Consider the following 24,501-nt stretch of genomic DNA (forward strand, 5'->3'; position numbering starts at 1 on the left):
TCCCCGCGGCTTTCGCGTTCCTAGCCTTCGCGTTCGCGCAGGCCCGAGGACTCGAGGAAGTTCCGCAGCACCATCGCGGCGCCGCCGATGGCCGGAGCCTGCGAGACGTCCCCGGCGAGGTCGACCTGGACGGTGTGGACGTCCCGCATGAACACCGAGCGGTCGAGCACCTCCTGTATCGCGTCCCGGTAGCGCGGGCCGAGGTCGGCGAAGGCCCGCCCGGCGAGCACGACGCGGCCGACGTCGAACATGTTCACCAGCGAGACGGTGCCGACCGCGAGCATCTGCGCGGAGGCGTCGATGAGTGCCGCGGCGTCCGGGTCGCCCGCGAGCGCGGCCCGCCCGATGCGCATGAACGCGCCGAGCTGGTCGCCTTCGAGGTCGAGCCGGGCGGACAGGCCCGGGTGGTCCTTCGCGTCGCGCACCACCGCGTTCGGGCCGCCGACGAGTTCGAGGCAGCCGCGGTTGCCGCAGCCGCAGACCGTGCCGAGGGCGTCCACGGAGATGTGCCCGAGCTCGACCCCGTTCGAGGTCACGCCCCGGTACGGGAAGCCGTCGAGGATCACCCCCGAGCCGATGCCGCCTGACATGAACACGACCGCGAAGCTCGACGCGGCGCTGTCCTGGGCCTGCACGCCGAGTCCGGCGGCGGTGGCGTCGTTCTCGATCCGCACCGGCAGGCCCGTGGCCGCCGCCAGCTCGGCCGCGAGCGGGTACCCGCGCCACGCCGGCGCGGGGTACTCGGTGAGCAGGACGCCCGCGTCGCGGTCCTGCGGCCCGTGCGTGGCCAGGCCGATGCCGAGCACGCCGTCGCGCGGCACGCCCGAGTCCGCGAGCAGCGCCTCGATCCTCGCCGCGTAGTCGAGGAGCACCGCTTTGGGCTCGCGGTCCCCGGACCCGGGCATGGCCGTCTGCGCCACGACCCGCCCGGCGAGGTCGACGACGACGCCGAGGGCCGTGTACCGGTCGAACTGGACCCCCACCATGTGCCGCGCGTCGGGCTGCAGCTCGAGGAGGCGGCGCGGCGTGCCGCGCGCCGAGCGGGCGGTGCCGACCTCGTGGACCATGCCGAGCGCGATGAGGCGGCGGACGGCGTGCGTCATGGTCGCCTGCGTCAGGCCGGTGGCCTCGGCGAGCTCCACGCGGCTGACGGTGGTGCGCTCCCTGACGAGGTCGAGCACCACGGCGAGCGTGGACATCCGCGTGTCCGAGCCGAACGCCCTCAAGGCGACCTCCTGTGCCTGGCGCGGCCGCCCCCCGGCGACCGATCCGCACCACCATACTTGCCCCGCGGACTCGTTCCGATCACGTTTCCTCCGACCTGCGCGCGTCCACCGGCACCGTCCGCAGCACGTGGAGCGCCCCGCCGATGGCCGCGGCCGTCTCGATGTTCGCGGCGAGGCGCACGACCGGGGGGCTCAGCGTCCGCGAGAGCGCCCGCCGCTCGAGTTCGGCGGCGACGTGCGTCCGGTACAGCGGTCCGGCGGTGGCGAACGCGGGCCCGGCGAGCACGACCGTATCGAGGTCGAAGAGGTTCACGAGGGTGACGGCGGCGCGGCCGATCCACTGCGCCGACCGCTCCAGCAGGGCCGTGGCCGCCCGGTCGCCGGTGCGCCAGGCGCGGGCGAGCCGCTCGAAGTCCGCGAGCGTGTCGTCCGGGTCGCCGCCGATGCCGAGCCGGTCGGCGAGGCCGGCGTCGGCGAGCGCCCGCTCCACGACCGCGCGCGGCCCGGCCTCGGCCTGCGCGCAGCCGTGGTTGCCGCAGAAGCACGGCGCCTCGCCCAGCGCGACGTGGCCGATCTCGACGGCGTTGGAGGCCCGGCCCCGGTAGCTCTCGCCGTCGACGACGACCCCGCCGCCGATGCCCGATCCCATGTAGACGAGGCCGAACGTGTCGGTCGGGACGGCCCCGGCCCACTGCTCGCCGAAGGCCGCCGCGGTGGCGTCGTTCTCCAGCAGGACCGGGATGCCGAGCCGGTCGGCGAGGGTCGCGGTGAGCGGGAACTCGAGCCAGGCCGGGTCGGGCTGGACGGTGAGGAGCACGCCGCGGTCGCGGTCCTGGGGGCCGTGGGTGACGAGCCCGGCCCCGAGTACGCGCTCGTCCGCGATCCCATTGCGCCGCAGGAGCATTTCCACCTGCTCGGCGAGGGCGGCGATGGTCGTCTCGGGCGGTTCGCCGCCCGAGCCGCGCAGGCTCGCGTCCGCGACGCGGCTCCCGGCGAAGTCGAGCACGACGATCGTGGCGGTGGTGCGGTCGACCTGGATGCCGACGGCGTACCAGGCGGCGGGGTCGAGTTCGAGCAGCCGCCGGGGCTGGCCGCGGCCGCGCTGCCGGCCGCGGCCGATCTCGTGGACGAGCCCGGCGTCGATGAGGCGGCGCACGGTGTTGGTGATGGTCGCGGGGGTCAGCCCGGTGCGCTCGGCGAGTTCGACGCGGCTCAGCGTGCCCTGCGTGCGCAGCAGGTCGAGCAGGCGTCCTGCCGTCGTGGCCCGGCCGGCGGCGGTCTCGGCCATGCGGTGCTCCTCCTCGGGCCGCGCTGTTCACCAGCGCGAAACTTCTTCTTGACACCTTTAATTTAACGCGTTAATAATAAGCTCGGCGCCCGGAGCGGACGCCACCCCTCCCGTCCCGCGGGAACTCCGCCCGCGGTCCTGAAAGGACAATGATGTCTCTCGATTTCCGGAAGCGGGGTGCCGCGGCGCTGCTCGCGGGCGCCGCCGCGCTCGGCCTGCTCGCCACCGGCTGCTCCTCGGGCGGCTCCGCCGGCGGCGACACCACGACGCTGGTCGCCTACACCGGCCAGGCCGGCGACTACCAGATCAACTTCAACCCCTTCTCGCCCTCCCGGATCGGCGCGCTCGGCACGATCTATGAGCCGCTGTTCTTCCACAACAAGGCCGAGGTCTCCGACCCGGTCCCGCTGCTGGGCACCGAGTCCTCGTGGAGCGAGGACGGCACCGTGCTCTCGGTGACCCTCCGCGAGGACGTCAAGTGGAGCGACGGCGAGGCGTTCACCGCCGACGACGTGGTCTTCACCTTCGACATGATCAAGAACAACCCCGCGATCAACACCGGCGGCTTCGACGGCACCGTCGCGGCCGTGGACGACACCCACGTCACCCTCACCTTCGCCGAGCCCTCGTTCGTGCGCGGGCCCGACCTCCTCAACACGCCGATCGTCCCCGAGCACCTGTGGAAGGACGTCAACCCCGCCGAGGACGTCATGGAGCAGCCCGTCGGCACCGGCGCGTGGCTCCTCGAGGACTTCAAGCCGCAGGCCTTCACCTACAAGGCCAACCCCGACTACTGGGGCGGCGAGCCCGCCGTGAAGCAGATCCGCTTCCTCGCGCTCTCGGGCAACCAGGCCGGCGCCGACGCGATCGCCGCGGGCACCGTCGACTGGCAGACCGGGCCGATCCCGGACATCCAGAACACGAACGAGAACTTCCCGAACTACGACGCCTACACCCAGGCGCAGAACCAGATGGTCCTCTCCACCTGCTCGAGCGCCGAGATGGGATGCGAAGGGCCGCAGACCGACCCGGCCGTGCGCCAGGCGCTGTACTACGCGATGGACCGGTCGCAGATCAACAGCCTCGCGTTCATGGACACCGCCAGCGACATGTCGCCGACGTTCGCGCTGACCCCGAGCCAGGACTCCTTCGTCTCGGCCGCGGTCGCGGAGAAGACCGTGCCGATGGAGCCCGACACCGCCAAGGCCGCCGAACTCCTCGAGGCCGCCGGCTGGACCATGGGCGATGACGGCGTCTACGAGAAGGACGGTGAGCGCCTCTCGCTCACCGTCGAGGTCGTGACCGGCTGGACGGACTACATCACCGCCGTCGACACCATCACCTCGCAGGCCGCCGCGGCCGGCATCGAGATCAAGGCCGCGCAGTCGTCCTGGAACGAGTGGACGGACAAGAAGGGCAAGGGCAACTTCCAGCTCGCCATCGACTCGCTGTGGCAGGGCCCGATCGCCGACCCGTACTACCTGTACGCCTACTTCTTCGAGTCCACCTCGGGCGCGAAGGTCGGCGAGGCCGCGGGCAACAACTACTCGCGCTACTCCAACCCGGTCGTGGACGAGGCGATGGCGGCGCTGGTGCAGCTGCCGCTCGACGACCCGGCCGCGCGCCAGCCGCACTTCGACGCCATCCAGGCCGAGATCGTGCGCGACATGCCGTACATCCCGATCCTGACCGGCGGCACGACGAGCGTCTGGAACACCGCGAAGTTCACCGGCTGGCCCTCCGACGACGACCTCTACGCCTTCCCGGCGGTCTGGTCGGCGATGGACGCCGCCGAGATCTTCAAGCAGCTCGAGCCGAAGGGGTAGCGGGGCCCGTCGCCCCCGAAGGAGAACCGCATGAGCTACTTCCTGCGCAAAATCGGCTTCTACGCCGTCGCCCTGTGGGCCGCGCTGACGCTGAACTTCGCGATCCCGCGGATGCTCCCGGGCAACCCGGTCGACATCCTGCTGGCCAAGCTCCAGCAGCGCGGCGGCCAGATCACGCCCGAGACCAGGAAGGCGTATGCGCTCCTCCTCGGGGGCGACGACTCCCAGCCGCTGTGGCGGCAGTACCTCGACTACCTGGGCAACCTCTTCCAAGGGGACCTCGGCGTCTCGGTGAGCTACTACCCGGCGCCCGTGAGCGAGGTGATCGGCCAGTCCCTGCCGTGGACGGTGGTCCTCGTGGGGCTGGCGACGGTCATCGCCGCCGTCCTCGGCGTCGCGCTCGGCGCGTTCGTCGGCTGGAAGCCGGGCACGTGGCTCGACTCCCTCATCCCCGCGACGACACTGCTCGCCGCCGTCCCCTACTTCTGGCTGGCGCTGCTCCTCACCTACCTGCTCGCCCGCGTCCTCGGCTGGTTCCCGCTGCAGGGCGGCTACGACGTGGTCCTCACCCCCGGCTGGAACCCCGAGTTCATCGCCTCGGCCATCCAGTACGGCTTCCTGCCCGCGCTCACCATCGTGCTCGCCTCCGTCGGCGGCTGGCTCCTGGGCATGCGCAACATGATGGTCTCCACCCTCTCCGAGGACTACATCCTCACCGCCGAGGCGAAGGGCCTCTCCCCGCGGAAGATCCTGCGCTCCTACGCCTCCCGCAACGCGGTGCTGCCCTCCGTGGCGGGCTTCGCGATCTCGCTCGGCTTCGTCGTCTCGGGCTCGGTGATCACCGAGCAGGTCTTCTCCTACCCCGGGATCGGCGGCCGGCTCCTGGGCGCGGTGTCCAACAACGACTACGCGCTCATGCAGGGGCTCTTCCTCTTCATCACCCTCGCCGTCCTCGGCGCCAACCTCGTGGTCGACCTGCTGTACGGCCTGATCGACCCGCGCACCCGCGCCCGGTCCTGACGGGAGACGCACCATGACGAACCTGAAACCCTCCAGCGAGCCCTCGGTCGGCGACAGCGCAAGACTGCTCGCCGAGACCGCCGCCGAGGCGGGCCGCAAGCCGCGGGCGGGCTGGCGCATGCTCCTGCCCACCATGACCCCCTGGCTCGCGGTCGGCCTCGGCCTCATCGCCGCCATCACACTGTTCGGCCTCATCGGCCCGCTCCTCGTCGGCGACCCGCGGACCATCCGCGACATGGGCCTCACCCCGCCCTCGGCCGAGTTCTGGCTCGGCACCACCCAGACCGGCCAGGACGTGCTCGCCCAGCTCGCCTACGCCACCCGCGGCTCGCTCCAGATCGGCGTCATCGTCGGCCTCCTCGCCACCGCGCTATCGGCGTTCTTCGGCATCTACGGGGCCTACCGCGGCCGCGTCGTCGACGAGGCGTTCTCCTTGTTCACCAACGTCTTCCTGGTGATCCCCGGCCTCCCGCTGGTCATCGTGATCTCCGGGTTCGTCCCGGCCGAGAGCCGCGGACTGTGGACGATCGCCATCGTCCTGGCCGTCACCAGCTGGGCCGGCTCCGCCCGCGTCCTGCGCGCCCAGACCCTCTCGGTGCGCAACCGCGACTACGTGGCCGCCTCCCAGGTCTCCGGCGAACGCCCGTGGCGGGTGATCGTCGTGGAGATCCTGCCGAACCTGCTCCCGGTCATCGCCTCCCAGTTCGTGTTCGCCGTCATCGCCGCGATCCTCGGCGAAGCGGGCCTGTCCTTCATCGGCCTCGGCGCCTCCAACTCCTCGACCCTCGGCACGATGCTCTTCTACGCCCAGAACGGGTTCGCGCTCTCACTCGGCGCCTGGTGGTGGTTCGTCCCGCCCGGGCTCATCATCGCCCTCTTCGGCATGGGGCTCTCCCTCGTCAACTTCTCCATCGACGAGATCATCAACCCCAAGCTCAAGAACCTCCGGCTCCACCGCAAGCGCGCCCGCCGCGCCGCCCGCCTCGAACGCGAACTCGCTCAGGCCGCCCCACCAGTGCCCTCCCAGCAGACCAAGGAGACCGCGCGATGACCGCCGACCAGCGCCAGGCGGTGCTCACCGTCGAAGACCTCACCGTCGTCTACGAGACCGAGGCGCCGGTGACCGCCGTCAAGCACGCCGACCTCGTCCTCCACAAGGGAGAGATCCTCGGCCTCGCGGGCGAATCCGGCTGCGGCAAGACCACCCTCGCCTACGCCGTCAACCGCCTGCACCGGCCCCCGGCCCGCATCGCCACCGGCCGCATCACCTTCCACGGCGACGACGGCGACACCGACATCCTCGCCCTCGACGACTCCGAACTGCGCGCCTTCCGCTGGGAGCGCCTCTCCATGGTCTTCCAAGGCGCCATGAACGCCCTCAACCCCGTCACCACCGTCCGCGCGCAACTCAAGGACACCCTCCTCGCCCACCGGCCCCGCATGTCCCGCAAGGAGATCCGCGAACGCTCCGAAGACGTCCTCACCCGCGTCGGCGTCGACCCCCGCCGCCTCGGCTCCTACCCCCACGAACTCTCCGGCGGCATGCGCCAGCGCGTCATGATCGCCATGGCCATGCTCCTCGAACCCCCGATCATGATCATGGACGAGCCCACCACCGCCCTCGACGTCGTCGTCCAGCGCGACATCCTCCGCGAGATCGTGCGCCTGAGGGACGAACTCGACTTCGCCGTCATCTTCATCACCCACGACCTGCCGCTGCTCCTCGAGATCAGCGACCGCATCGCCGTCATGCTCGACGGCGAGATCGTCGAACTCGAGACCGCCGACCGCCTCTACCGCGACGCGCGGCACCCCTACACCCGCAGACTCCTCGGCTCCTTCCCGAGCCTCTCGGGAGCGCGCGGCGCGTTCATCCGCACCGGTATCGACGAGACCGCCGAGACCGCCCCCGCACTGGAAGAGGAGCGAGCATGACCAGCGTCAAGGTCACCGACCTCGTCAAGGACTACACGCTCCGATCAGGACTCAAACGCACCCGCCTGCGCGCCGTCGACCACGTCAGCCTCGAACTCGCCCCCGGCCGCACCATCGCGCTCGTCGGCGAGTCCGGCTCCGGCAAGTCCACCATCGCGAAGATCCTCACCCGCATGGAACGGCCCACCTCCGGCACCGTCGACGTCCGCCTCGACGACGGCACCCCCGTCGCGGGCGCCCACTACCGCCGCGAGGTCCAGATGGTCTTCCAAGACCCCTTCGCCTCCCTCAACCCCTTCCACTCCATCGAGCACCACATCGCCCGGCCCCTGAAGATCCACGGCCGCACCAGGACCCAGGACGAGACCCACGCCCGCGTCATCGACATGCTCGAACGCGTCAACCTCGGCCCCGCCGAGCACATCGCGTCCAGGCGGCCCCACGAGCTCTCCGGCGGCCAGCGCCAGCGCGTCGCCATCGCCCGGGCGCTCGCCCCGGGCGCGCAGGTGCTCATCGCCGACGAACCGGTGTCGATGCTGGACGTCTCGATCCGCCTCGGCGTGCTCAACCTCCTCGGCCGCCTCCAGCGCGAAGACCGGCTCGCCGTCCTCTACATCACCCACGACCTCGCCACCGCCCGCCACTTCTCCGACGAGATCGTGGTCCTCTACCGCGGCCGTGTCGTCGAACGCGGCCCCTCCGACGCCGTGATCCTCGACCCGCACCACGCCTACACGAAACTCCTCGCGCTGGCCGCGCCCGACCCGGAGCGGCCGGGCCGGGTGACCGCGGAGGCGCCGGTCGACCGCGAAGCGATCGACAACGGCGCCTGCTACGACCATTTCGCGGGCGAGTGGCGCGAGGCCGGGGTCCCCGCCGCCGAGGCGGGGAACGCCGTGCCCGCCGACTGAGCCCTGGACTCGCCCCTCCCGATCCGCCATCCCTCACGCATGTCCGTCTAATCAGACCAATGAGGAGCCAACCGTGACCCACCCGCCGACCTTCCGCGCCCTGCACGAGGGGTGGACGCTCACCGCCGCCGATCTCGCCGCCGAGGCCCCCGCTGAACTGGCGAACACGCTCGGCGCCGGTATCCCGGCCGCCGTCCCTGGGGAGGCCCACCTGGACCTGCGCCGGGCCGGGCTCATCGCCGACCCGTTCGACGGCGGCAACGAGGCTGCGCAGCAGTGGATCGGTGATACGGCCTGGCGGTTCACGACCGTGTTCGACTGGAGCGATGACGGCTCGACGCGCCATGACCTGGTGGCGGCGGGCCTCGACACGGTCGCGGTCCTGGAGCTCAACGGGATCGAGATCGGCCGCACCGAGAACATGCACCGCGGGTACCGCTGGGACGCGCGCGAAGCCTTGCGGGAAGGCGAGAACACGCTCACGGTGACGTTCGCCGCCCCGGTGCCCGAGGCGGCGGCCCGCGCCGAGCGCTACGGCGCGCTGCCGCGCACCAACCACCATGAGTACAACCAGTTGCGGAAGATGGCCTGCTCCTTCGGGTGGGACTGGGGCGTCGACGTGGCGGGCGCCGGGATCTGGAAGCCCATCGGCCTCGAGTCATGGTCGGAGGTGCGCGTCGCGTCGGTGCGGCCGCTCGTGGACGTGCACGGCACTGACGGCGTGCTCACCGCGCACGTGGACATCGAGCGCTGCACCGCCGAGCCGGTGGAGGTCCGCGTCGAGGTCACCGGACCCGACGGCGGGACCTGGACCGCGACGGCCGTGGTCGAACCCGGAGACGATTCGGCCGCGATCGGAGTCACGGTTCCCGACGCCGAACTGTGGTGGCCGGTCGGTCACGGCGCCCAGCCGCTGTACGGCGTCAAGGTGACCGCCGGGGACTCCACTTGGGATGGCCGGGTGGGCTTCCGCACGGTCGAGCTCGACACCGAACCCGACCCGGCCGGGGCGCCGTTCCTCCTTAAGGTCAACGGGGAGCGCATCCTCGTGCGCGGCGCGAACTGGATCCCCGACCACGCCTTCCTCACCGAGATCGACCGCGACCGGTACGCGCGCCGCGTCGCGGACGCCCTTGAGGCGAACGTCAACCTGCTGCGCGTGTGGGGCGGCGGGATCTACGAGTCCGACGACCTGTACGACCTCGCCGACGAGCACGGCCTGCTCATGTGGCAGGACTTCCTGTTCGCCTGCGCCGCTTACAGCGAGGACGATCCGCTGCGGTCCGAGATCGAGGCCGAGGCCCGCGAGAACGTGACCCGGCTCAGCCCGCACCCCTCGCTCGTGATCTGGAACGGCAACAACGAGAACACCTGGGGCTCGGTCGACTGGAGCTGGGCGCACCGCCTCGACGGCCGCGGCTGGGGCGACCGGTACTACACGGAGATCCTGCCGGCGATCCTCGCCGAGCTCGACCCGACCAGGCCGTACTCGCCCGCGAGCCCGTACTCCTTCGGCGACTACCGCCACCCCAACGACGAGCGCTACGGCACTATGCACATCTGGGACGTGTGGAACCGCGTCGACTACACGGTGTACGCCGACTACCTGGCGCGCTTCGTCGCCGAGTTCGGCTTCCAGGCCCCGCCCGCGTGGTCGACCCTCGTCTCGGTGGTGCACGACGAGCCGCTCGACCCCTTCGGCGAGCAGATGCTGGTGCACCAGAAGGCCAACCGCGGCAACGAGAAACTGCAGCGCGGCTGGCAGGGCCACCTGCCCGATCCCGAGTCCATCGAGGACTGGCACTGGACCACCCAGCTCAACCAGGCCCAGGCGATCCGCTTCGGCGTCGAGCACTACCGGTCGCTCACGCCGCACAACACCGGCACGATCCTGTGGCAGCTCAACGACAACTGGCCCGTGGTCTCCTGGGCCGCGGTCGACTTCGAGGGCCACCGCAAACCGCTGTGGCACGCTCTGCGGGACGCGTACGCGCCGCGCCTGGCCACGATCCAGCCGCGGCCGTCGCAGGCGAGCCGCGCGGCGGCGTGGGAAGGGCTCATGCCCGAGTTCGACCAGCTCGCGCTGATCCTCGTCAACGACACCGGGGAGGCGTACTCCGGTGCCTTCACCGTGACCCGCGAGGCCTTCGACGGCACGGTGCTCGCGAAGGCCGTGGTCGAGGCGAGTGTCGCCGCGCGGGACGGCGCGACGATCGTCCTCCCGGCCGAGGTCGCGGCGTTCGGCGACCCGAAGGCGGAGTTCATCAGGGCCGAGGGCGACGGGTTCGCGCCCGCGTTCCGTTACGGCGCCGAGGTGGTCGACCAGGCGCTCGACCCGAGTCCGTTCACGGTGGAGGCCGAAGCGGCCGACGGCGGCTGCGTCCTGCACGTGACCGCGACATCGCTGGTGCGCGACCTGTTCTGCCACGCGGACAAGGTCGACCCCGGCGCCCGCGCCGAACAGGGCATGATCACGCTCCGTGCGGGGGAGTCGGCCCGCATCGCGGTCGCCTCACCCAGCGGAGAGCCGGAGGCGTTCGCGGCGGTCCTCCGTTGCGCCAACGACCTGCTGGGCGAGTGAACGCCGGTCCAAAGGCGACCCCGTCCACAAGCCCCCACCCACCACTGGAGGGGAAAGTACGGTAGGCCCAGCGTCGCGCGGGGGTACGACAGAACCGGGGTCGCGGGCGGCCGTGTCACCCGAAAGTGGGGCTCGGCAGCGTGGCGCTGAGCGTCGCAGCGGGTGCACCTGTCGCCATGGCAAGCGGCGTCGTGAGGGCCTGATCCAGATCGGCGATCAGGTCCTCCGGCGCCTCGAGGCCGATCGAGAGCCGAACCAGGCTCGCCGCGGGCTTGGCCTCGGCCGCGACGGGCCGGTGCGTGAGCGCGGCCGGGTGCTGGATCAGCGAGTCCACGCCGCCCAGCGACACGGCGTGCGTGAACAGCCGCACCGCCGAAGTCACGTGCGCGGCCTGCTCGTACCCGCCGCGCAGGTCGACCGCGACCATCGCGCCGGTGCCGCGCATCTGCCGGCCGAGCAGCCCCTTCGGGTCGCCGTCTGAACCGGGGTAGTGGACGCGGGCCACGCCCGGGTGGCGCTCGAGCCAGCCCGCGACCTGCTGCGCGCCCGCCTGCTGCGCCCGCACCCGTACCGGCAGCGTCGTCAGCCCCCTGTGGAGCAGATAGGCGCCGAGCGGGTGCAGCAGCCCGCCCGTCACCGCCCTGACCCGCCGCAGGGCGGCCGCCGTCTCCTCACTGCACGCGATCACCCCGGCGACCACGTCGCCGTGCCCGCCCAGGTACTTCGTGGCGCTGTGCAGCACCATCGCGGCGCCGAAGTCGATCGGGTTCTGCAGCACCGGCGTCGCGAACGTGTTGTCCACGAGCACCGGAACGCCTTGGGCCGCTTCCACCACCGCGCGGATGTCGACCAGTTCCAGCGTCGGGTTCGCCGGGGTCTCCAGCACGACCATCGCCGTGTCCGCCCGGATCGCGGCCGCCACCTCGTCGGCCGCGCAGAACGCGGTCTCGGTCCCCAGCAGGCCCGAGGACAGGAGGTGGTCGGTCCCGCCGTACAGCGGCCGCACCGCCACGATGTGCCGCCCCGTCCCGGCCGCCAGGATCGCGGCGGTCATCGCGGCCATCCCCGACGAGAACGCCACCGCCGCCTCGGCGTGCTCCAGCCGCGCGAGCGCCGACTCGAACCGCGCCACGGTCGGGTTCCAGAGCCGCGCGTACACCGCACCGCCTTCGGCGGTCGGCATGCCGCCGTTGGCCATCGACTCGTACGAGAGCCCGCCGGCCTCGATGCCGGGGAGGGGGTTGGTCGAGGACAGGTCGATCGGGAGCGCGTGGACGCCCAGCTCGGCCAGGTCTTCCCGGCCCGCGTGGACGGCGACGGTGTCGAACTGCAGGTGAGGCGAGATCATGCCCAGAATCTAGGCGGAACCCCAATAACCTGCAATACTGTCCGCGGAAACCCGCATCGATCACGGGAATCCGTGAACTATCCGCGATGGGAGCGAGTATGGCGGTCGAGCGGCCGAAGAAAACGCAACCTCCGCCGGGGCTCGACGGCACCGACCTGGCGATCCTCGCCGCGCTCGTCGAGGACGGGCGCATGACGAACGCCGCGCTCGCCGCTCGCGCGGGCGTCGCCGAGTCCACGTGCGCCTACCGGCTCCGCGCGCTGCGCGAATCGGGCGTCCTCACCGGGATCGCCGCGCGCCTCGACCCGGCCGCGCTCGGCCGCCCGCTGCACGCGATCATCAAAGTGCGCTTGGGAAGCCACAGCCGCGAGCATGTGCACCACCTCTACGACCGGCTCGTGGAGCTGCCCGGGGTGATGACCGTGTTCCATGTGGGCGGCGACGACGACTTCCTCCTCCATGTGGCGGTGGCCGGGCCGGAGGCGCTGCGCGACCTCATCCTGGAGCACGTCACGGCCCATGCGGTGGTGCGGCAGACCGAGACCCAACTGGTCTTCGAGGTGCGCGACGGGCGCGGCGTGCTGCCCGGCTGAGCCTGGATGCGATGCTGAAACGCTCACCATCAACGAGGAGGCGTCATGGGCAAGGTGGTCTGCGGGATCTCGATCTCGCTCGACGGCTATTCGGCGGGGCTCGATCAGACCGAGGAGCGACCGTTCGGCGATGACGGGAGCGGCGGCACCGGCGAGCGCTTGCACGCCTGGATGTTCGAGACCCCCGAGGAGAGCCCCGAGGAGATCGCCCAGATGACCGCCGCCAAGGCGTTCATCATGGGCCGCAACATGTTCGGCCCGGTCCGCGGCGAATGGGACCGCGAGTGGAACGGCTGGTGGGGACCCAACCCGCCCTACCACGCGCCGGTCTTCGTGCTCACCCATCACGCGCGCGAGCCCCAGCCGATGGAAGGCGGCACGACCTACACGTTCGTCACCGACGGCATCGAATCGGCGCTCGCGCAGGCGCGCGAGGCCGCCGGGGACGGCGAGATCGCGGTCATGGGCGGTGCGACCACGGTGAACCAGTTCCTCGCCGCCGGGCTCATCGACGAGCTGCGGCTCCACATCACACCGTTCACCATGGGCGCGGGCACGCGCCTCTTCGAGGGCGTGGGGCAGCTGAACCTCGAGCAGGTGAGCGTCCGCGCCGCGACCGGCGTGACGCACGTGGTGTACCGCGTCCTCCGCTGAGGGCGGATCAGAGGGCGGGGAGCACCCGGGTGGTGACCAGGCCGATGTCGCGCATGAACCGCTCGAGCGCGATCGCGGCGATGCCCTCCATGCCGCACGTGGGGGAGACCTCGATCTCGAGGTCGGCCGCCGCGTCGCCGGGGGAGTCCTCGCGGACGCGGCGGCGCACGATCGGGGCGACCCGCTCGCGCCACGCCGGCCATGCGGCCCAACCGGTCAGGGCGATGACCTCGGGGTTGAGGATGGCCACGAGGTCGGCGAGCGCGGCGCCGAGGTAGTGGGCGCTGCGGTCGATCGCGGCGGTCGCGGCCGGGTCGCCGGCCTTGACGGCGTCGGCGAGGGCCGCCACGAGGTCGAACCCCTCGGGTCCGTCGGCGAGCGAGCGGTCGGCGGCGAGCGGGTGGTCCGGGGCGATCTCGGCGAGCGTCTGCCTGATGCCGGGGACGCCGACATAGGCCTCGACGCAGCCCTGGCGCCCGCATTGGCATTGGCGCCCTTCGAAGACGAGGAGGCTGTGGCCCCATTCGCCCGCCGCGTTCGTGGCCCCGCGGACGACCGCGCCGTCCTGGATGATGCCCGCGCCCACCCCGTATCCGAGGCTGACGGCGACCGCGTTCGCGACGCGTCGCCCGGCGCCGAGCCACAGTTCCGCCGTGGCGATGGCCTTGAGCGGGTTGTCGACCACGACCGGCAGGCCGAGCCGGTCGCGCAGGCGGTCGAGGTGGAGCCAGATCGCGTCGGGCGCGGTCGCGGCCTTCACCGGCCGCTGCATGCCGCCGGGCAGGAGGATGCCGACGCCGATGACGTCTTCGCGCTTCGCTTGCGCGCGTTCGAGGACGGTGTCGAGCGCCCCGTCGATCCAGGCGATGACGTCGTCGGCGTCCGCCACGGACGCCTCTGAGGTGCCTTCGAGGGTGGCGATCTCGCCGAGCGCCGCGTCGAACACGGTCGCCTCCAGGTACCGGTCCTCGAGGTAGAAGCCGACGACCCGGCCGCGGTCGGGGTCGAGCCGCAGCCCGGTGGTCGGGCGCCCGACGGTCACGGGCAGCGGGCCCGTCTCGGCGAGGATGCCGTACTTGAGCAGGTCCTGGACGATCGTGGAGACGGTGCCGAGGCTCAGGCCGGTGGCCTCGGCCAGGTCACCGCGGGTGGATTCGCCCGCCGCGAGCAGCGCCCGCGTGACCACGAGCCGCGATTCGCTGCGAATGTCGCGTGAGGTGAGCCGGGCGACGGCCATGAACCCTCCCAGGTCCGAAAGTTCGGCCTCGAACACTAACAAAGGATCCCACCGCGCCGCCTCCGGAAAAACCGATGAATACCGCCCCCGGGTCTCGTCTGATCCCTAGCGGGCGAACGGCCCGCGGCATACGGAACGGAGCCATCGTGAACCCCGAACCCGAACGCGCGGCCCTGGTCAGGCGCCAGGAGATGCAGCGCGCGCACGTCCTCGGCATCCTCGCGGGCCTCGACGAGCAGGCGCTGCGCGAACCGGCCGTGCCCTCGGGCTGGAGCTGCCTCGACCTCGTCCATCATCTCGCGATCGACGTGGAGCGGTTCTGGCTCCGCGCGGTCATGGGCGGCGAGCGGGACGCCATCGACTCGTTCGCCGTCGACGGCGGGGCGTGGACCGCCCCGCCCGAACTCTCGCCCGCCGAGGTCTTCGACCTGTACCGGCGGGAGGCGGCCCTCGGCGACGAGGCGGTGGCCGCGCGGCCCCTCGACGCCGGCCCGGCCTGGTGGCCCGATCGCTACGGTCCCTGGCGGATCGGGGCGTTCCGCGAGGTCATGCTGCACGTCATCACCGACACCGCCGGCCACGCGGGCCAGCTCGACATCGTCCGCGAACTGCGCGACGGCCGCCAATGGCTCGTCGTCGACTGACCCGTCCCGATGTCGCTGGGGCGCAGTACAGTGCGAAGTGAGTGCCGACACCTCCACCGAAGGACCTCACATGGCGGCCCGCACCCCCGAACCCGCAGGCGACCTCGACGCGCTCCTCGCGCTGTACACGACCGACCGCGAGAAGCTGTCCACGCTCGCCGGTGAGCGCCTCGCGCTCCTGGCCATCCAGATCACCTACCTCGGGCTGGCGATCATCGCGCTCGGCGGCGAGCGGCCGATCGGCGGCGAATGGGTCGCCGCGTTCAGCGCCGCTCCGCTCTGGTTCATGCACGCCCACCACCAGATCCTGGTGAGAGCGGCCCTCATCCGGTCCAGGTCGGTGACGATCCTGGAGGAGCGCGTGGTCGCCCTGGCCGGCTTCCAGGAGATGCACGGGGACATCGCCCACCGCGCGGCCGTCGCGGTGCGTGAACTCGCGGGTCAGAGCCGCTTCCTCAGGCTCCAGACCTTCATCACCTTCGGCGGCATCGCCGCCGCCCTGCTCGCGTTCACCGGCTACGCCCTCGTCGTGGCCGCCGCGAACTCGTCCTGGACCGCGCTGCCGGTCCTGCTCGCGATCCTCTTCTACGGCGGCATCGCCGCGGTGGCGACCGTCGGCTGGACCCGCATCATCCGGACGCAGCTCGCGAAGACCCGCGAAGCACCGGGGGACTGACGACGCGACGGGCCGCGGCCGCACCCGATGGCGCGGCCGCGGCCCGTCATTCAGTGTCAGGACCAGTCGTCCAGGACGTCGTCGATCGCGCTGTTGAAGTCGGCGACCTCGGCGTACACGCCGGGGTTGCCAGCCACGGCGCATCCGTCGCCCCAGCTGACGATGCCCACGAGGATCAGGCCCTCGTCCGTGCGGACCATGATCGGACCGCCGGAGTCGCCGTCGCACGAGTCGACCCCGCCGTTCTCGAGGTCGCCGGCGCAGAGCATGGTCTGCGCGTCGACCTCACCGGGGTAGGCGTCCTCGCAGTCGTCGTCGCTGACGAACGGGACCTCGACCCAGCGGGCGACGGTCGGGTACGTGTCGTTGCCGAGGTCGCCCCAGCCCGCGGTCTCGAGGACGTCGAACTCCTCGGGCTCGGTGCCCACCTCGATCGGCTCGACGTCGACGGCCTCGTCGAGACGCAGGAGCGCCCAGTCGTTGGCGAGGTCGACCGGCTCGTTGTAGTCGTGGGCCATGTGGATGTCGGTCACTTCGGTCTCGACGATGTTCGGCGACTCGAGGTCGACCGAGCCGGAGTACACCACTACGTCGTCGGGGCCCGACAGCCTTTCGACGCAGTGCGCGGCGGTGATCACGACATCTTCGGCGATGACCGAGCCACCGCAGAACGGGGTGCCGTCGTCCGAGTAGACGAGGCTGACGAGCCACGGGTACTGGCCCTCTTCGGCGGCCTCGCCGCCGACGATCTTGGCTTCGAAGTCGCCCCCGGCCTCCGGCTCTTCGGCGTTCGCGGCGACGCCGGTCCAGGCGAGGGCCACGGCGCCGAGGCCGGCGGCGACGCCGGCGCCGAGGCGGATGAGGTGCTTCCGCTTCCTGTCCACTGTGAATCCTTTCGGGGTGAAGGTAAGGTTGGCCCTGATCGGCCCACCTGCGCCCGAAAATATCCGCATCGTTCCGGGACCCCTCCCGAACCGGTTGTGCCGCTTTAGGACAGATGCGCCGTATCGCCGAGCGACACCACGACGCGACTGCGGTAGAGGTCATCCTCGTGCAGGGTGGTGATGCTGCCGGACTTCGCCTTGAACACCGCGTAGCCGAGCGATTCGACCGGCATCCTGATCCACGCGGCGACCACGAAGGTGAGCGCAAATCCGTGGGTGACGACGATCTGGTGCTCGCACGGACGCTGCGCGATCGCCGCCACGGCGTTGTAGATGCGCTGCGCGACTTCGGTTGTCGATTCCGAGCCGGGAATGGTCCGATGCGCCATCCGATCGCCGTCCACCGGGGGCGGGGTGAAGCGGCGTTCCCATTCCGCTTTTGGTCGGCCCTCGACGACCCCGAAGGATTTCTCCCGCAGCCGCGCGTCGTATACCGGCTCCAGCTCGAACCGCTTCCCGATGACCTCGGTGGTCTGGCTGGTGCGCTTGAGGTCCGAGGAGTAGAGCTCCACTGCGGCGTCGCCGGGGATCGCGGTCCGCAGCGCCTCGCTGATGCGTCCGGCCGCTTCGACTCCGGCCGGGGTGAGGTCCGAGTCGTGCCAGCCGCCGACGATGCCGTCGACGTGGTGCGTCGCCTGCGGGTGTGTGACGACGTAGAGGGTGCGCATGGGGACCTGCCTCTCGATAGGGGACCGGGCGACTCTAGACCGGCGCTGCGGCGCGGGTTCGCATAGGATTGGCGCCGACGCAGAGGAGGGCGGGCATGTCGACATCGCGGGGCGCGCGCCAGCCGACGATCAAAGAGGTCGCCACGCTCGCGGGGGTCAGCCCGATGACCGTGTCACGCACGCTCGCGGGCGGGGTCAACGTGCGGCCCGACCTCCAGCAGCGGGTGATGGCGGCCGTGGCCGAACTCGGCTACTACCGCAACGAGAACGCGCGGAGCCTGCGGCCCGGCCAGCCCAGCGGCCTCATCGGCGTCGCCATCACCAACCTCGCCAACCCGTACTACGGGAACTTCGCCCTCGGCGTCGAGGAGGTCGCCGCCGAGCACGGGCGGCGGATCATCCTCGGCAACACCGGCGAGGACCCCGGGCGCGAGCGCCAGCTCGTGAGCGACTTCATCGGCCGCCAAGTGGACGGCCTCATCCTGGTGCCGACCAGCGGCGACGCCGCGCACCTGCAGCAGGAGCGGCTGGGCGACGTGCCGCTCGTGCTCGCCTCCCGCCGCGTGCCCGGCCTCGACGTGGACACCGTGCTGCTCGACGACGTGGGCGGCGCCTACCGGGGCACGGTCTCGCTCCTGGACGCCGGGCACACCCGCATCGGCTTCCTCGGCAACCGCAGCTCCGTGTTCACCGGCGAGCGCCGGTTCCGCGGCTACGAGCGGGCGATGACCGAGCGCGGGGCGCCGATCGACCCGGCGATCATCGCCCGGGACCAGCAGGACGTGGAGGCGGCGAGTCGGGCGGCACGGGCGATGCTCGACCGACCCGAGCCGCCGACGGCGATCTTCAGCGCCAACAACCGCAACACGATCGGCGCGCTGCGCGAGATCGGGCGGCGCATCCGCGACGGCCTCCCCGGGCCGCGTCCGGCCGTCGTGAGCTTCGACGACTTCGAGCTCTCCGAGCTCATGCCGGTGCCCGTCACCGTGATCGACCACGACGCGCGCCTGCTCGGCCGCGAGGCCGCCACCTTGCTGTTCGCGCGGCTCGAGGGCACCGCCGAACCCGGGGCGACGACGGTCGAACTGCCCGTCACCATCGCCCATCCCTGAGGTCGCAGTACCGCTGAGCTGCATGCTTGCCAAACGGCACCAGGGGTTGGTAACGTTACCAACCGCAAGGCCGCGCGACTGGAAGGAGGCGGGCGATGGAGCTCTGCATCGACTTCGGCGGTTCCGAGATCAAGCTCGGCGTCCTCGACCGGGGCGAGCCCGTGCGCACCGCGACCGTCCCCGTCGGCCCCGGCGACCTCGAAGCGGCGGCCGCCGCCGCGAGCGGCCTGGCCGCCGGCCTCAGCCCCGCCGCCGTCGGCATCGCCGTCCCCGGCATCGTCGACCGCGCCGCCGGCCGCATGGTCAAGGCCCACGACAAGCACCCCCGACTCGACGGCCTCGACCTCGTCGCCTGGGCCCGCGCCTCCTTCGGGCTCCCGGCCGTGATCGAGAACGACGCCCGCGCCGCACTCGTCGGCGAGACCGCGAACGGCTCCGCCGCCGGAGCGCGCGATGCCGTCCTCATGGCCCTCGGCACCGGCATCGGCACCGCCGCGATCATCGACGGCACCCTCCTCAGAGGAGCGCACGACCACGCGGGCGTCCTCGGCGGGCACTTCACCGTCGATTTCGCCGGAGACCAGTGCAACTGCGGCAACATCGGCTGCGCCGAATCGATCGCCGGGGCCTGGGCGCTGCGCCGCGACCTCGCGGTGCGCGGCGACGCCGTCACCGATGTCAAGGCGCTCTTCGAAACAAACGACGACGCGGCCCTCGCCCTGCGCGAGCGCGCCGTCCGCGCCTGGGGCGCCACCGCCGTGTCCCTCTGCCACGCCTACGACCCCGCGGTCGTGATCCTCTCCGGCGGCATCATGCGCGCCGGAGCCGCCGTCGCCGAGCCGATCGAAGCCTATGTCCGCCGGCATCTCTGGACCAGCTCGCACCGGCCCGCCTTCATCGTCCCCGAACGCCCCGACCTCTCGGTGCTGCGCGGCCTCGCCGTCCTCGCCGCCGCACCCCGAACCTGAAGGAGCACCAGTGTCCACCGCCCCCATCGGACAGTACGAGAAGCAGCCGACCGTCCCGCTGCCCTCCGGCGCCCGCGTCCTCAACGGCGCGGCCGCCTGGACCGCCGCCGCCGACACGGCCGCCGCCAAAGCCGCCGACCGCGCGCCGCTCCTCGTCGTCGACGCCTACCCGGGGGCCGACCTCCCGCTCCTCGCCAAGGCGATCGCCGACGCCCTGCCGCGCTGGCGGATCGTCGACGTCGAAGCGGACGCCGCACTCCCGCTCGCCCAGATCAACGCGCGCTTCGCCGACAACCTCACCGACGACCGCGTCTTCGGCGTCCTCTCCCACGCCACCGTGGACGCCTTCTACGACCCCGAGCGCCTCGACAAGCTCGCCGTCGAAGCCGACGGCGCCGCCGAACCCACCGTGCTCCTCGGCTGGGGCGCCGACCTCGTCGCCCGCCGCCTCGCCGCCCCCTACGCGCTCGTCCTCGCCGACATGGCCCGCTGGGAACTCCAACTGCGCCAACGGGCCGGGGCCCCCAACTGGCGGGCCGAGAACCCCGACGAGGACCGGCTCCGCAAGTACAAGCGCGGGTTCTTCGTCGAATGGCGCGTCGCCGACCGGCACAAGACCACCCTGTTCGACCGGCTCGACTTCGTCCTGGACGCCAACGCGATCGGGGCCGCCGAGCCCGACGGCCGGGCCGCCGGCATGATCACCGGCGAGGCCTTCCGGACCGGGCTCGCGAACGCCGCGCACGCGCCCCTGCGGGTCGTCCCGTTCTTCGACCCCGGCGTGTGGGGCGGCCAGTGGATGAAGCGCAAGCTCGACCTCGACCCTTCGAAGCCGAACTACGCGTGGTGCTTCGACTGCGTGCCCGAGGAGAACTCGCTCCTACTCGAAGACGCCGACGGCGCGATCGTCGAGATCCCCTCGCTCGACCTCGTGCTCTCCCAACCCGAAGCGCTCCTCGGCGAGCGCACCTACGCCCGGTTCGGCGCCGAGTTCCCCATCCGGTTCGACTTCCTCGACACCATGGAGGGCGGCCACCTCTCCCTCCAAGTGCACCCGCTCACCGACTACATCCAGCGGACCTTCGGGATGCACTACACGCAGGACGAGTCCTACTACCTCCTCGACGCCGGGGACGACGCTGTCGTCTACCTCGGCACCAAGGACGGCGTCGACCAGGAGGCCATGCTCGCCGACCTGCGCGCCGCCGCCACGGGCGACCGCCCCTTCCCGGCCGAGGACTACGTGAACGCCTTCCCCGCCAAGAAGCACGACCACTTCCTCATCCCCGCCGGGACCATCCACAGCTCGGGCGCGAACTCGATGGTCCTCGAGATCTCCGCGACCCCGTTCATCTTCACCTTCAAGCTCTGGGACTGGGGCCGCCTCGGCCTCGACGGCGTGCCCCGGCCCGTCCACATCGACCACGGCGAACGCAACCTCGTCTGGAAGCGCGACACGGCCTGGACCGAGGCCAACCTCGTCAACCGCGTCGAAGTCGTCTCCCGCGACGGCGATGTGGTGGAGGAGCGCACCGGACTCCACGAGCTCGAGTTCATCGAGGTCCGCCGCCACTGGTTCTCCGAGCAGGCCGCCCACGACACCCAGGGCACCGTCAACGTCCTCAACCTCGTCGAAGGCGACGAAGTCGAGATCATAAGCCCCACAAACGCTTTCGCGCCCTACACCGTGCACTACGCCGAGACGTTCATCGTCCCGGCCGCCGTCGGCCCCTACGTCATCCGCCGCACGGCCCGCTCCCGCAGCGAACGCTTCGGGACCGTCAAAGCCTCCGTCCGCGGCACACAAGAGGCCTGAACCGCCACCGACCCCACCCCTGGAACAAAGGAGTTCGCCATGAGATCCCGGAAGACCCCCATCGCCCTCGCCGCCACCGCGGCGGCCGCCTCCCTGCTGCTCGCCTCGTGCGGCGGCGGCGGCGAAGACGACGGCGCCACCACCGGCACGCTCGACTTCTACACCAACAAGGCCGCCTGGGAGCCCGACTTCGACGAGCTGAACGCCCAGAGCGAGTCCGACGTCGACATCAGCCTCAACACCACCGGCTACTCCGACGCGGCCCAGTACGACGCCTTCATCAAGCAGTCCTTCCGCACCGACAAGAGCCCCGGCCTGTTCACCTGGCAGACCGGTCCCTCGCTCGCCGAACTCGTCGACGAAGGCCTCGTCGCCGAGACCACCGACATCTGGACCGAGGCCGTCGACCAGGGCTGGATCGGCGAAGACCTCAAGGCCGCCTACACCTTCGACGGCAAGCAGTACTGCGTCCCGATGAACATCGCCTACTGGGTCATGTACTACAACAAGACCATCTTCGACGAGCAGGGCATCGCCGAGCCCACCACCTGGGCCGAGCTCGACGCCGCCGCCGCGAAGCTCGCGGGCGCGGGCATCACCCCGTACTACCAGACCAGCACCCTCTTCACCTTCCCGTGGTTCCAGCAGCTCGTCGCCGGCACCGACCCCGAGCTCTACAACGGACTCGCCACCGGTGAAGTCGAGTACACCGACCCGCGCATCGTCGAGATCATGGAGACCTGGCGCGACCAGCAGGACGCCGGCTGGTTCAGCGACGCCGGCAGCACCGTCGACCCCGCCGTCGGCCTCAAACAGGGCGACTTCGCGATGATCAACTTCGGGTCGTTCTTCAACGGCTCCCTCGACGGCGCCGGCATGGTCTCAGGCCAGGACTACGACATGTTCGTCATCCCCGCCGTGAACCCCGACCTCGAGAAGACCCCCGTCGCGGTCGAGTCCGGGCCGCTCTGCGTCGCCGAGAACTCCAGCCAGAAGACCCTCGGCCTCGAGTACGCCAAGTGGTGGATGTCGCCCGACGCCCAGACCGCGTGGAGCGCCGCCCGCGGCGACGTCGCCTTCAACCCGCAGGCCACCGTCGCCGACCCGATGCTCGAAGAGCTCGGCACCACCGTCGCCGGGGACGGCTACGAGGCCTACGACCGCTACTACGAGGCCACGCCCACGCCGATCCTCACCGTCGCCCTCGAGCAGTTCGGCGCGTTCATCGCCAACCCCGGAGACCCGCTCCCGTTCCTCGAGACCATCCAGGCCGAGGCCGACGACTACTGGGCAGACCAGGGGTAGCGCCGCATGACGTCCGACCAGACCGCCCCGCGGCGCCCTCGCGGCCGCCGCCCGAAGGACCCGTTCCAGCGGTCCGCGGCCGGGTTCGCAGCGCCCGGCGTGATCCTCGTGGCCGTGCTGCTCTACCTGCCGCTGCTGTGGACCGCGTTCCTCAGCCTCACCGAGTACAACGGCCTCGGCGACCCCGAATGGGTCGGCTTCGCGAACTACGTCGAGATGCTCGACGACCCCGACTTCCTCGGCTCCGTGCTCAACACCCTGCTGTGGGTCGCGGGCACCCTCCTCGTACCGGTCGGGATCGGACTCGGCGTCGCCCTGCTCACCTGGAACCTCAAGGGCGGCACCTGGCTGCGCCTGCCGTTCCTCATCCCGTACGCCCTCTCCGGCATCGGGGTCGGCGTGATCTGGTCGTTCATCCTCTCCGGCGACGGCGCCCTCGACCAGGCGCTCGCCGCCTTCGGCGTCAGCGACACGCCGCGCTGGCTCGTCGACGCCCCGCTCAACACGGTCGTGATGATCTTCGCGACCGCGTGGCAGGGCGTCGGCGTGAACGCCCTCCTGTTCACGATCGGCCTCCAGTCGATCCCCAAGGAGCCCCTGGAGGCCGCGCGCGTCGACGGCGCGAACGGGCTCCGCCTCTTCAGGAGCATCCTGTGGCCCATGCTGCGCCCGCTCACCGCGGTCGTCGTCGGCCTCTCGATCGTCGCGAGCCTGAAGACCTTCGACATCGTGCAGGGCATGACGAAGGGCGGTCCCGGCCGGGCCTCCGAGACCCTCGCCCTCACGATGTACAAGGAGACGTTCGTGAACAGCGAGTACGGCCTGGGCTCGGCCATCGCCGTGTTCCTCACCGCGGTCACGCTCGCGGCCTCGATCCTCTACCTGCGCCAGCAGCTGTCCAGCAAGCACGGGGTCTGACATGCCGTTCAAAAGCACAGTCCGCATCATCCGCACCGCGGTCCTGGCCGTCCTCGGCGCGCTCTGGCTCCTCCCGGTGTACCTGCTGCTCGTCAACGCCGCCAAGGCGCCGGAGACGTTCACCTCCAAGGAGTCCTGGCTCCCGACCGACTTCTCGCTCTTCGCCAACATCGCCGAGGCGGTGCGCCTCTCCGGGCTCGCCGAGAGCGCCGCGAGCACCCTGCTCTACGCGGTCGTCTCGCCCGCGATCGCCGTGGTCGTGGGCGCGGCGGCCGGGTTCGCGATCGTCGCGCTCCGGCTGCGGCACGGCTTCGCCTGGTTCGTCGCGATCTTCGGCGGCACCGTGTTCCCACTCCAGATGATCCTGCTGCCGCTGTTCGACGCCTACTCGCGCGTGGGCCTGTTCGACTCCCGGCTCGGCATGGTCGTCGTCTACACCGCCATCTCGATCCCGTTCTCGGCGTTCGTGATGCGCAACTTCTTCACCGGCATCGCGCACAGCGTCTTCGAGGCGGCCGTGCTCGACGGCGCGACCCCCTGGCGCATCTTCGCCCGCGTCTACCTGCCGATGGCCTCGAGCGCGCTCGTCGCGGTCTTCATCCTGCAGGCCACGTTCATCTGGAACGACTTCCTGCTCGGCCTGGTCCTCAGCCAGTCCGACACGGTGCGGCCCATCGTGACCAGCCTCGCCGGGATGCAGAGCACCTACGGCGGCGCGCAGATGTCCACGGTCCTCGCGGGCGGCCTGCTCGTCTCACTGCCCACAGTGGTCCTGTTCCTGTTCACGCAGAAGTTCTTCGCCCGCGGCCTCGCCCTCGGGCAGTACTAGGA

Annotated in this window: 22 protein-coding genes; 16 read left to right on the plus strand and 6 right to left on the minus strand. The window is 71.2% G+C overall.

Going from position 1 to position 24,501, the window contains the following annotated elements; translation table 11 throughout:
• Nucleotides 1-20: 20 nt before the first annotated feature.
• Nucleotides 21-1,199 (minus strand): ROK family protein, encoded by a 1,179-nt coding sequence (locus tag AB0K52_RS11595; protein ID WP_363529797.1) that lies wholly within the window; start codon nt 1,197-1,199, stop codon nt 21-23.
• A 106-nt stretch (nt 1,200-1,305) separates the two neighbouring features.
• Nucleotides 1,306-2,514, minus strand: a complete 1,209-nt coding sequence (locus tag AB0K52_RS11600) for an ROK family transcriptional regulator (RefSeq protein ID WP_363529800.1) — start codon at nt 2,512-2,514, stop codon at nt 1,306-1,308.
• A 152-nt stretch (nt 2,515-2,666) separates the two neighbouring features.
• Between AB0K52_RS11600 and AB0K52_RS11605 the strand changes: the two genes are divergently transcribed.
• The 6 genes from AB0K52_RS11605 to AB0K52_RS11630 all read left to right on the plus strand — a co-directional run bounded on the left by AB0K52_RS11605 (nt 2,667) and on the right by AB0K52_RS11630 (nt 10,787).
• A complete protein-coding gene (locus tag AB0K52_RS11605; RefSeq protein WP_363529803.1) occupies nt 2,667-4,340 on the plus strand; it encodes an ABC transporter substrate-binding protein in 1,674 nt (557 codons plus the stop codon).
• Between the two features lie 30 nt (nt 4,341-4,370).
• Complete coding sequence (locus AB0K52_RS11610; protein WP_363529806.1) at nt 4,371-5,360, plus strand: ABC transporter permease; 990 nt, start codon at nt 4,371-4,373, stop codon at nt 5,358-5,360.
• A 13-nt stretch (nt 5,361-5,373) separates the two neighbouring features.
• On the plus strand, nt 5,374-6,411 hold the full coding sequence (locus AB0K52_RS11615; RefSeq protein WP_363529808.1) for an ABC transporter permease: 1,038 nt from the start codon (nt 5,374-5,376) through the stop codon (nt 6,409-6,411).
• Complete coding sequence (locus AB0K52_RS11620; RefSeq protein ID WP_363529811.1) at nt 6,408-7,295, plus strand: ABC transporter ATP-binding protein; 888 nt, start codon at nt 6,408-6,410, stop codon at nt 7,293-7,295. The genes AB0K52_RS11615 and AB0K52_RS11620 overlap by 4 nt, the downstream gene beginning before the upstream one ends.
• The gene (locus AB0K52_RS11625) at nt 7,292-8,206 is read left to right on the plus strand and encodes an ATP-binding cassette domain-containing protein (protein ID WP_363529814.1); all 915 of its coding nucleotides are present in this window, start codon (nt 7,292-7,294) and stop codon (nt 8,204-8,206) included. The genes AB0K52_RS11620 and AB0K52_RS11625 overlap by 4 nt, the downstream gene beginning before the upstream one ends.
• A 73-nt stretch (nt 8,207-8,279) precedes the next feature.
• The gene (locus tag AB0K52_RS11630) at nt 8,280-10,787 is read left to right on the plus strand and encodes a glycoside hydrolase family 2 protein (protein WP_363529817.1); all 2,508 of its coding nucleotides are present in this window, start codon (nt 8,280-8,282) and stop codon (nt 10,785-10,787) included.
• Between the two features lie 115 nt (nt 10,788-10,902).
• Here the strand turns inward: AB0K52_RS11630 and AB0K52_RS11635 are convergent, their stop codons facing one another.
• Nucleotides 10,903-12,135, minus strand: a complete 1,233-nt coding sequence (locus AB0K52_RS11635) for an aminotransferase class I/II-fold pyridoxal phosphate-dependent enzyme (RefSeq protein WP_363529819.1) — start codon at nt 12,133-12,135, stop codon at nt 10,903-10,905.
• A 98-nt stretch (nt 12,136-12,233) separates the two neighbouring features.
• On the opposite strand from AB0K52_RS11635, the gene AB0K52_RS11640 reads away from it, so the two are divergent.
• Together AB0K52_RS11640 and AB0K52_RS11645 are read left to right on the plus strand one after the other, a co-directional pair.
• Nucleotides 12,234-12,728 carry an Lrp/AsnC family transcriptional regulator gene (locus tag AB0K52_RS11640; RefSeq protein WP_363529822.1) on the plus strand — a complete coding sequence of 165 codons (495 nt, stop codon included), beginning with the start codon at nt 12,234-12,236 and terminating at the stop codon, nt 12,726-12,728.
• A 45-nt stretch (nt 12,729-12,773) separates the two neighbouring features.
• Complete coding sequence (locus AB0K52_RS11645; protein ID WP_363529825.1) at nt 12,774-13,382, plus strand: dihydrofolate reductase family protein; 609 nt, start codon at nt 12,774-12,776, stop codon at nt 13,380-13,382.
• Nucleotides 13,383-13,389: 7 nt separating this feature from the next.
• Here the strand turns inward: AB0K52_RS11645 and AB0K52_RS11650 are convergent, their stop codons facing one another.
• Nucleotides 13,390-14,655, minus strand: a complete 1,266-nt coding sequence (locus AB0K52_RS11650) for an ROK family transcriptional regulator (protein WP_363529828.1) — start codon at nt 14,653-14,655, stop codon at nt 13,390-13,392.
• Between the two features lie 110 nt (nt 14,656-14,765).
• Here AB0K52_RS11650 and AB0K52_RS11655 point away from each other — a divergent pair, with 110 nt between their 5' ends.
• Entirely contained in the window at nt 14,766-15,263 is a 498-nt protein-coding gene (locus AB0K52_RS11655; protein ID WP_363529831.1) for a DUF664 domain-containing protein, read from the plus strand.
• A gap of 70 nt (nt 15,264-15,333) precedes the next feature.
• On the plus strand, nt 15,334-15,939 hold the full coding sequence (locus AB0K52_RS11660) for a hypothetical protein (RefSeq protein WP_363529834.1): 606 nt from the start codon (nt 15,334-15,336) through the stop codon (nt 15,937-15,939).
• 56 nt (nt 15,940-15,995) lie between these two features.
• On the opposite strand, the gene AB0K52_RS11665 is transcribed toward AB0K52_RS11660, so the two are convergent.
• Both AB0K52_RS11665 and AB0K52_RS11670 read right to left on the minus strand, forming a co-directional pair.
• Nucleotides 15,996-16,823 (minus strand): serine protease, encoded by an 828-nt coding sequence (locus AB0K52_RS11665; RefSeq protein WP_363529836.1) that lies wholly within the window; start codon nt 16,821-16,823, stop codon nt 15,996-15,998.
• Between the two features lie 104 nt (nt 16,824-16,927).
• Entirely contained in the window at nt 16,928-17,551 is a 624-nt protein-coding gene (locus tag AB0K52_RS11670; protein WP_363529839.1) for a histidine phosphatase family protein, read from the minus strand.
• A gap of 95 nt (nt 17,552-17,646) precedes the next feature.
• Here AB0K52_RS11670 and AB0K52_RS11675 point away from each other — a divergent pair, with 95 nt between their 5' ends.
• The 6 genes from AB0K52_RS11675 (at nt 17,647) to AB0K52_RS11700 (ending at nt 24,499) form a co-directional block, all read left to right on the plus strand.
• Nucleotides 17,647-18,663, plus strand: a complete 1,017-nt coding sequence (locus AB0K52_RS11675) for a LacI family DNA-binding transcriptional regulator (protein WP_363529842.1) — start codon at nt 17,647-17,649, stop codon at nt 18,661-18,663.
• 95 nt (nt 18,664-18,758) lie between these two features.
• Nucleotides 18,759-19,631 carry an ROK family protein gene (locus tag AB0K52_RS11680; RefSeq protein WP_363529845.1) on the plus strand — a complete coding sequence of 291 codons (873 nt, stop codon included), beginning with the start codon at nt 18,759-18,761 and terminating at the stop codon, nt 19,629-19,631.
• Between the two features lie 10 nt (nt 19,632-19,641).
• Nucleotides 19,642-21,447, plus strand: a complete 1,806-nt coding sequence (locus AB0K52_RS11685; RefSeq protein WP_363529848.1) for a class I mannose-6-phosphate isomerase — start codon at nt 19,642-19,644, stop codon at nt 21,445-21,447.
• Nucleotides 21,448-21,486: 39 nt separating this feature from the next.
• A complete protein-coding gene (locus tag AB0K52_RS11690) occupies nt 21,487-22,752 on the plus strand; it encodes an extracellular solute-binding protein (RefSeq protein WP_363529851.1) in 1,266 nt (421 codons plus the stop codon).
• A gap of 6 nt (nt 22,753-22,758) precedes the next feature.
• Nucleotides 22,759-23,670 carry a sugar ABC transporter permease gene (locus AB0K52_RS11695; protein ID WP_363529854.1) on the plus strand — a complete coding sequence of 304 codons (912 nt, stop codon included), beginning with the start codon at nt 22,759-22,761 and terminating at the stop codon, nt 23,668-23,670.
• Nucleotide 23,671: 1 nt separating this feature from the next.
• Nucleotides 23,672-24,499 (plus strand): carbohydrate ABC transporter permease, encoded by an 828-nt coding sequence (locus AB0K52_RS11700; RefSeq protein ID WP_363529857.1) that lies wholly within the window; start codon nt 23,672-23,674, stop codon nt 24,497-24,499.
• Nucleotides 24,500-24,501 lie beyond the last annotated feature (2 nt).

The organism is Glycomyces sp. NPDC049804, assembly GCF_040674615.1.
In the GTDB taxonomy this organism is placed as follows: Bacteria; Actinomycetota; Actinomycetes; order Mycobacteriales; family Micromonosporaceae; genus Glycomyces; species Glycomyces niveus.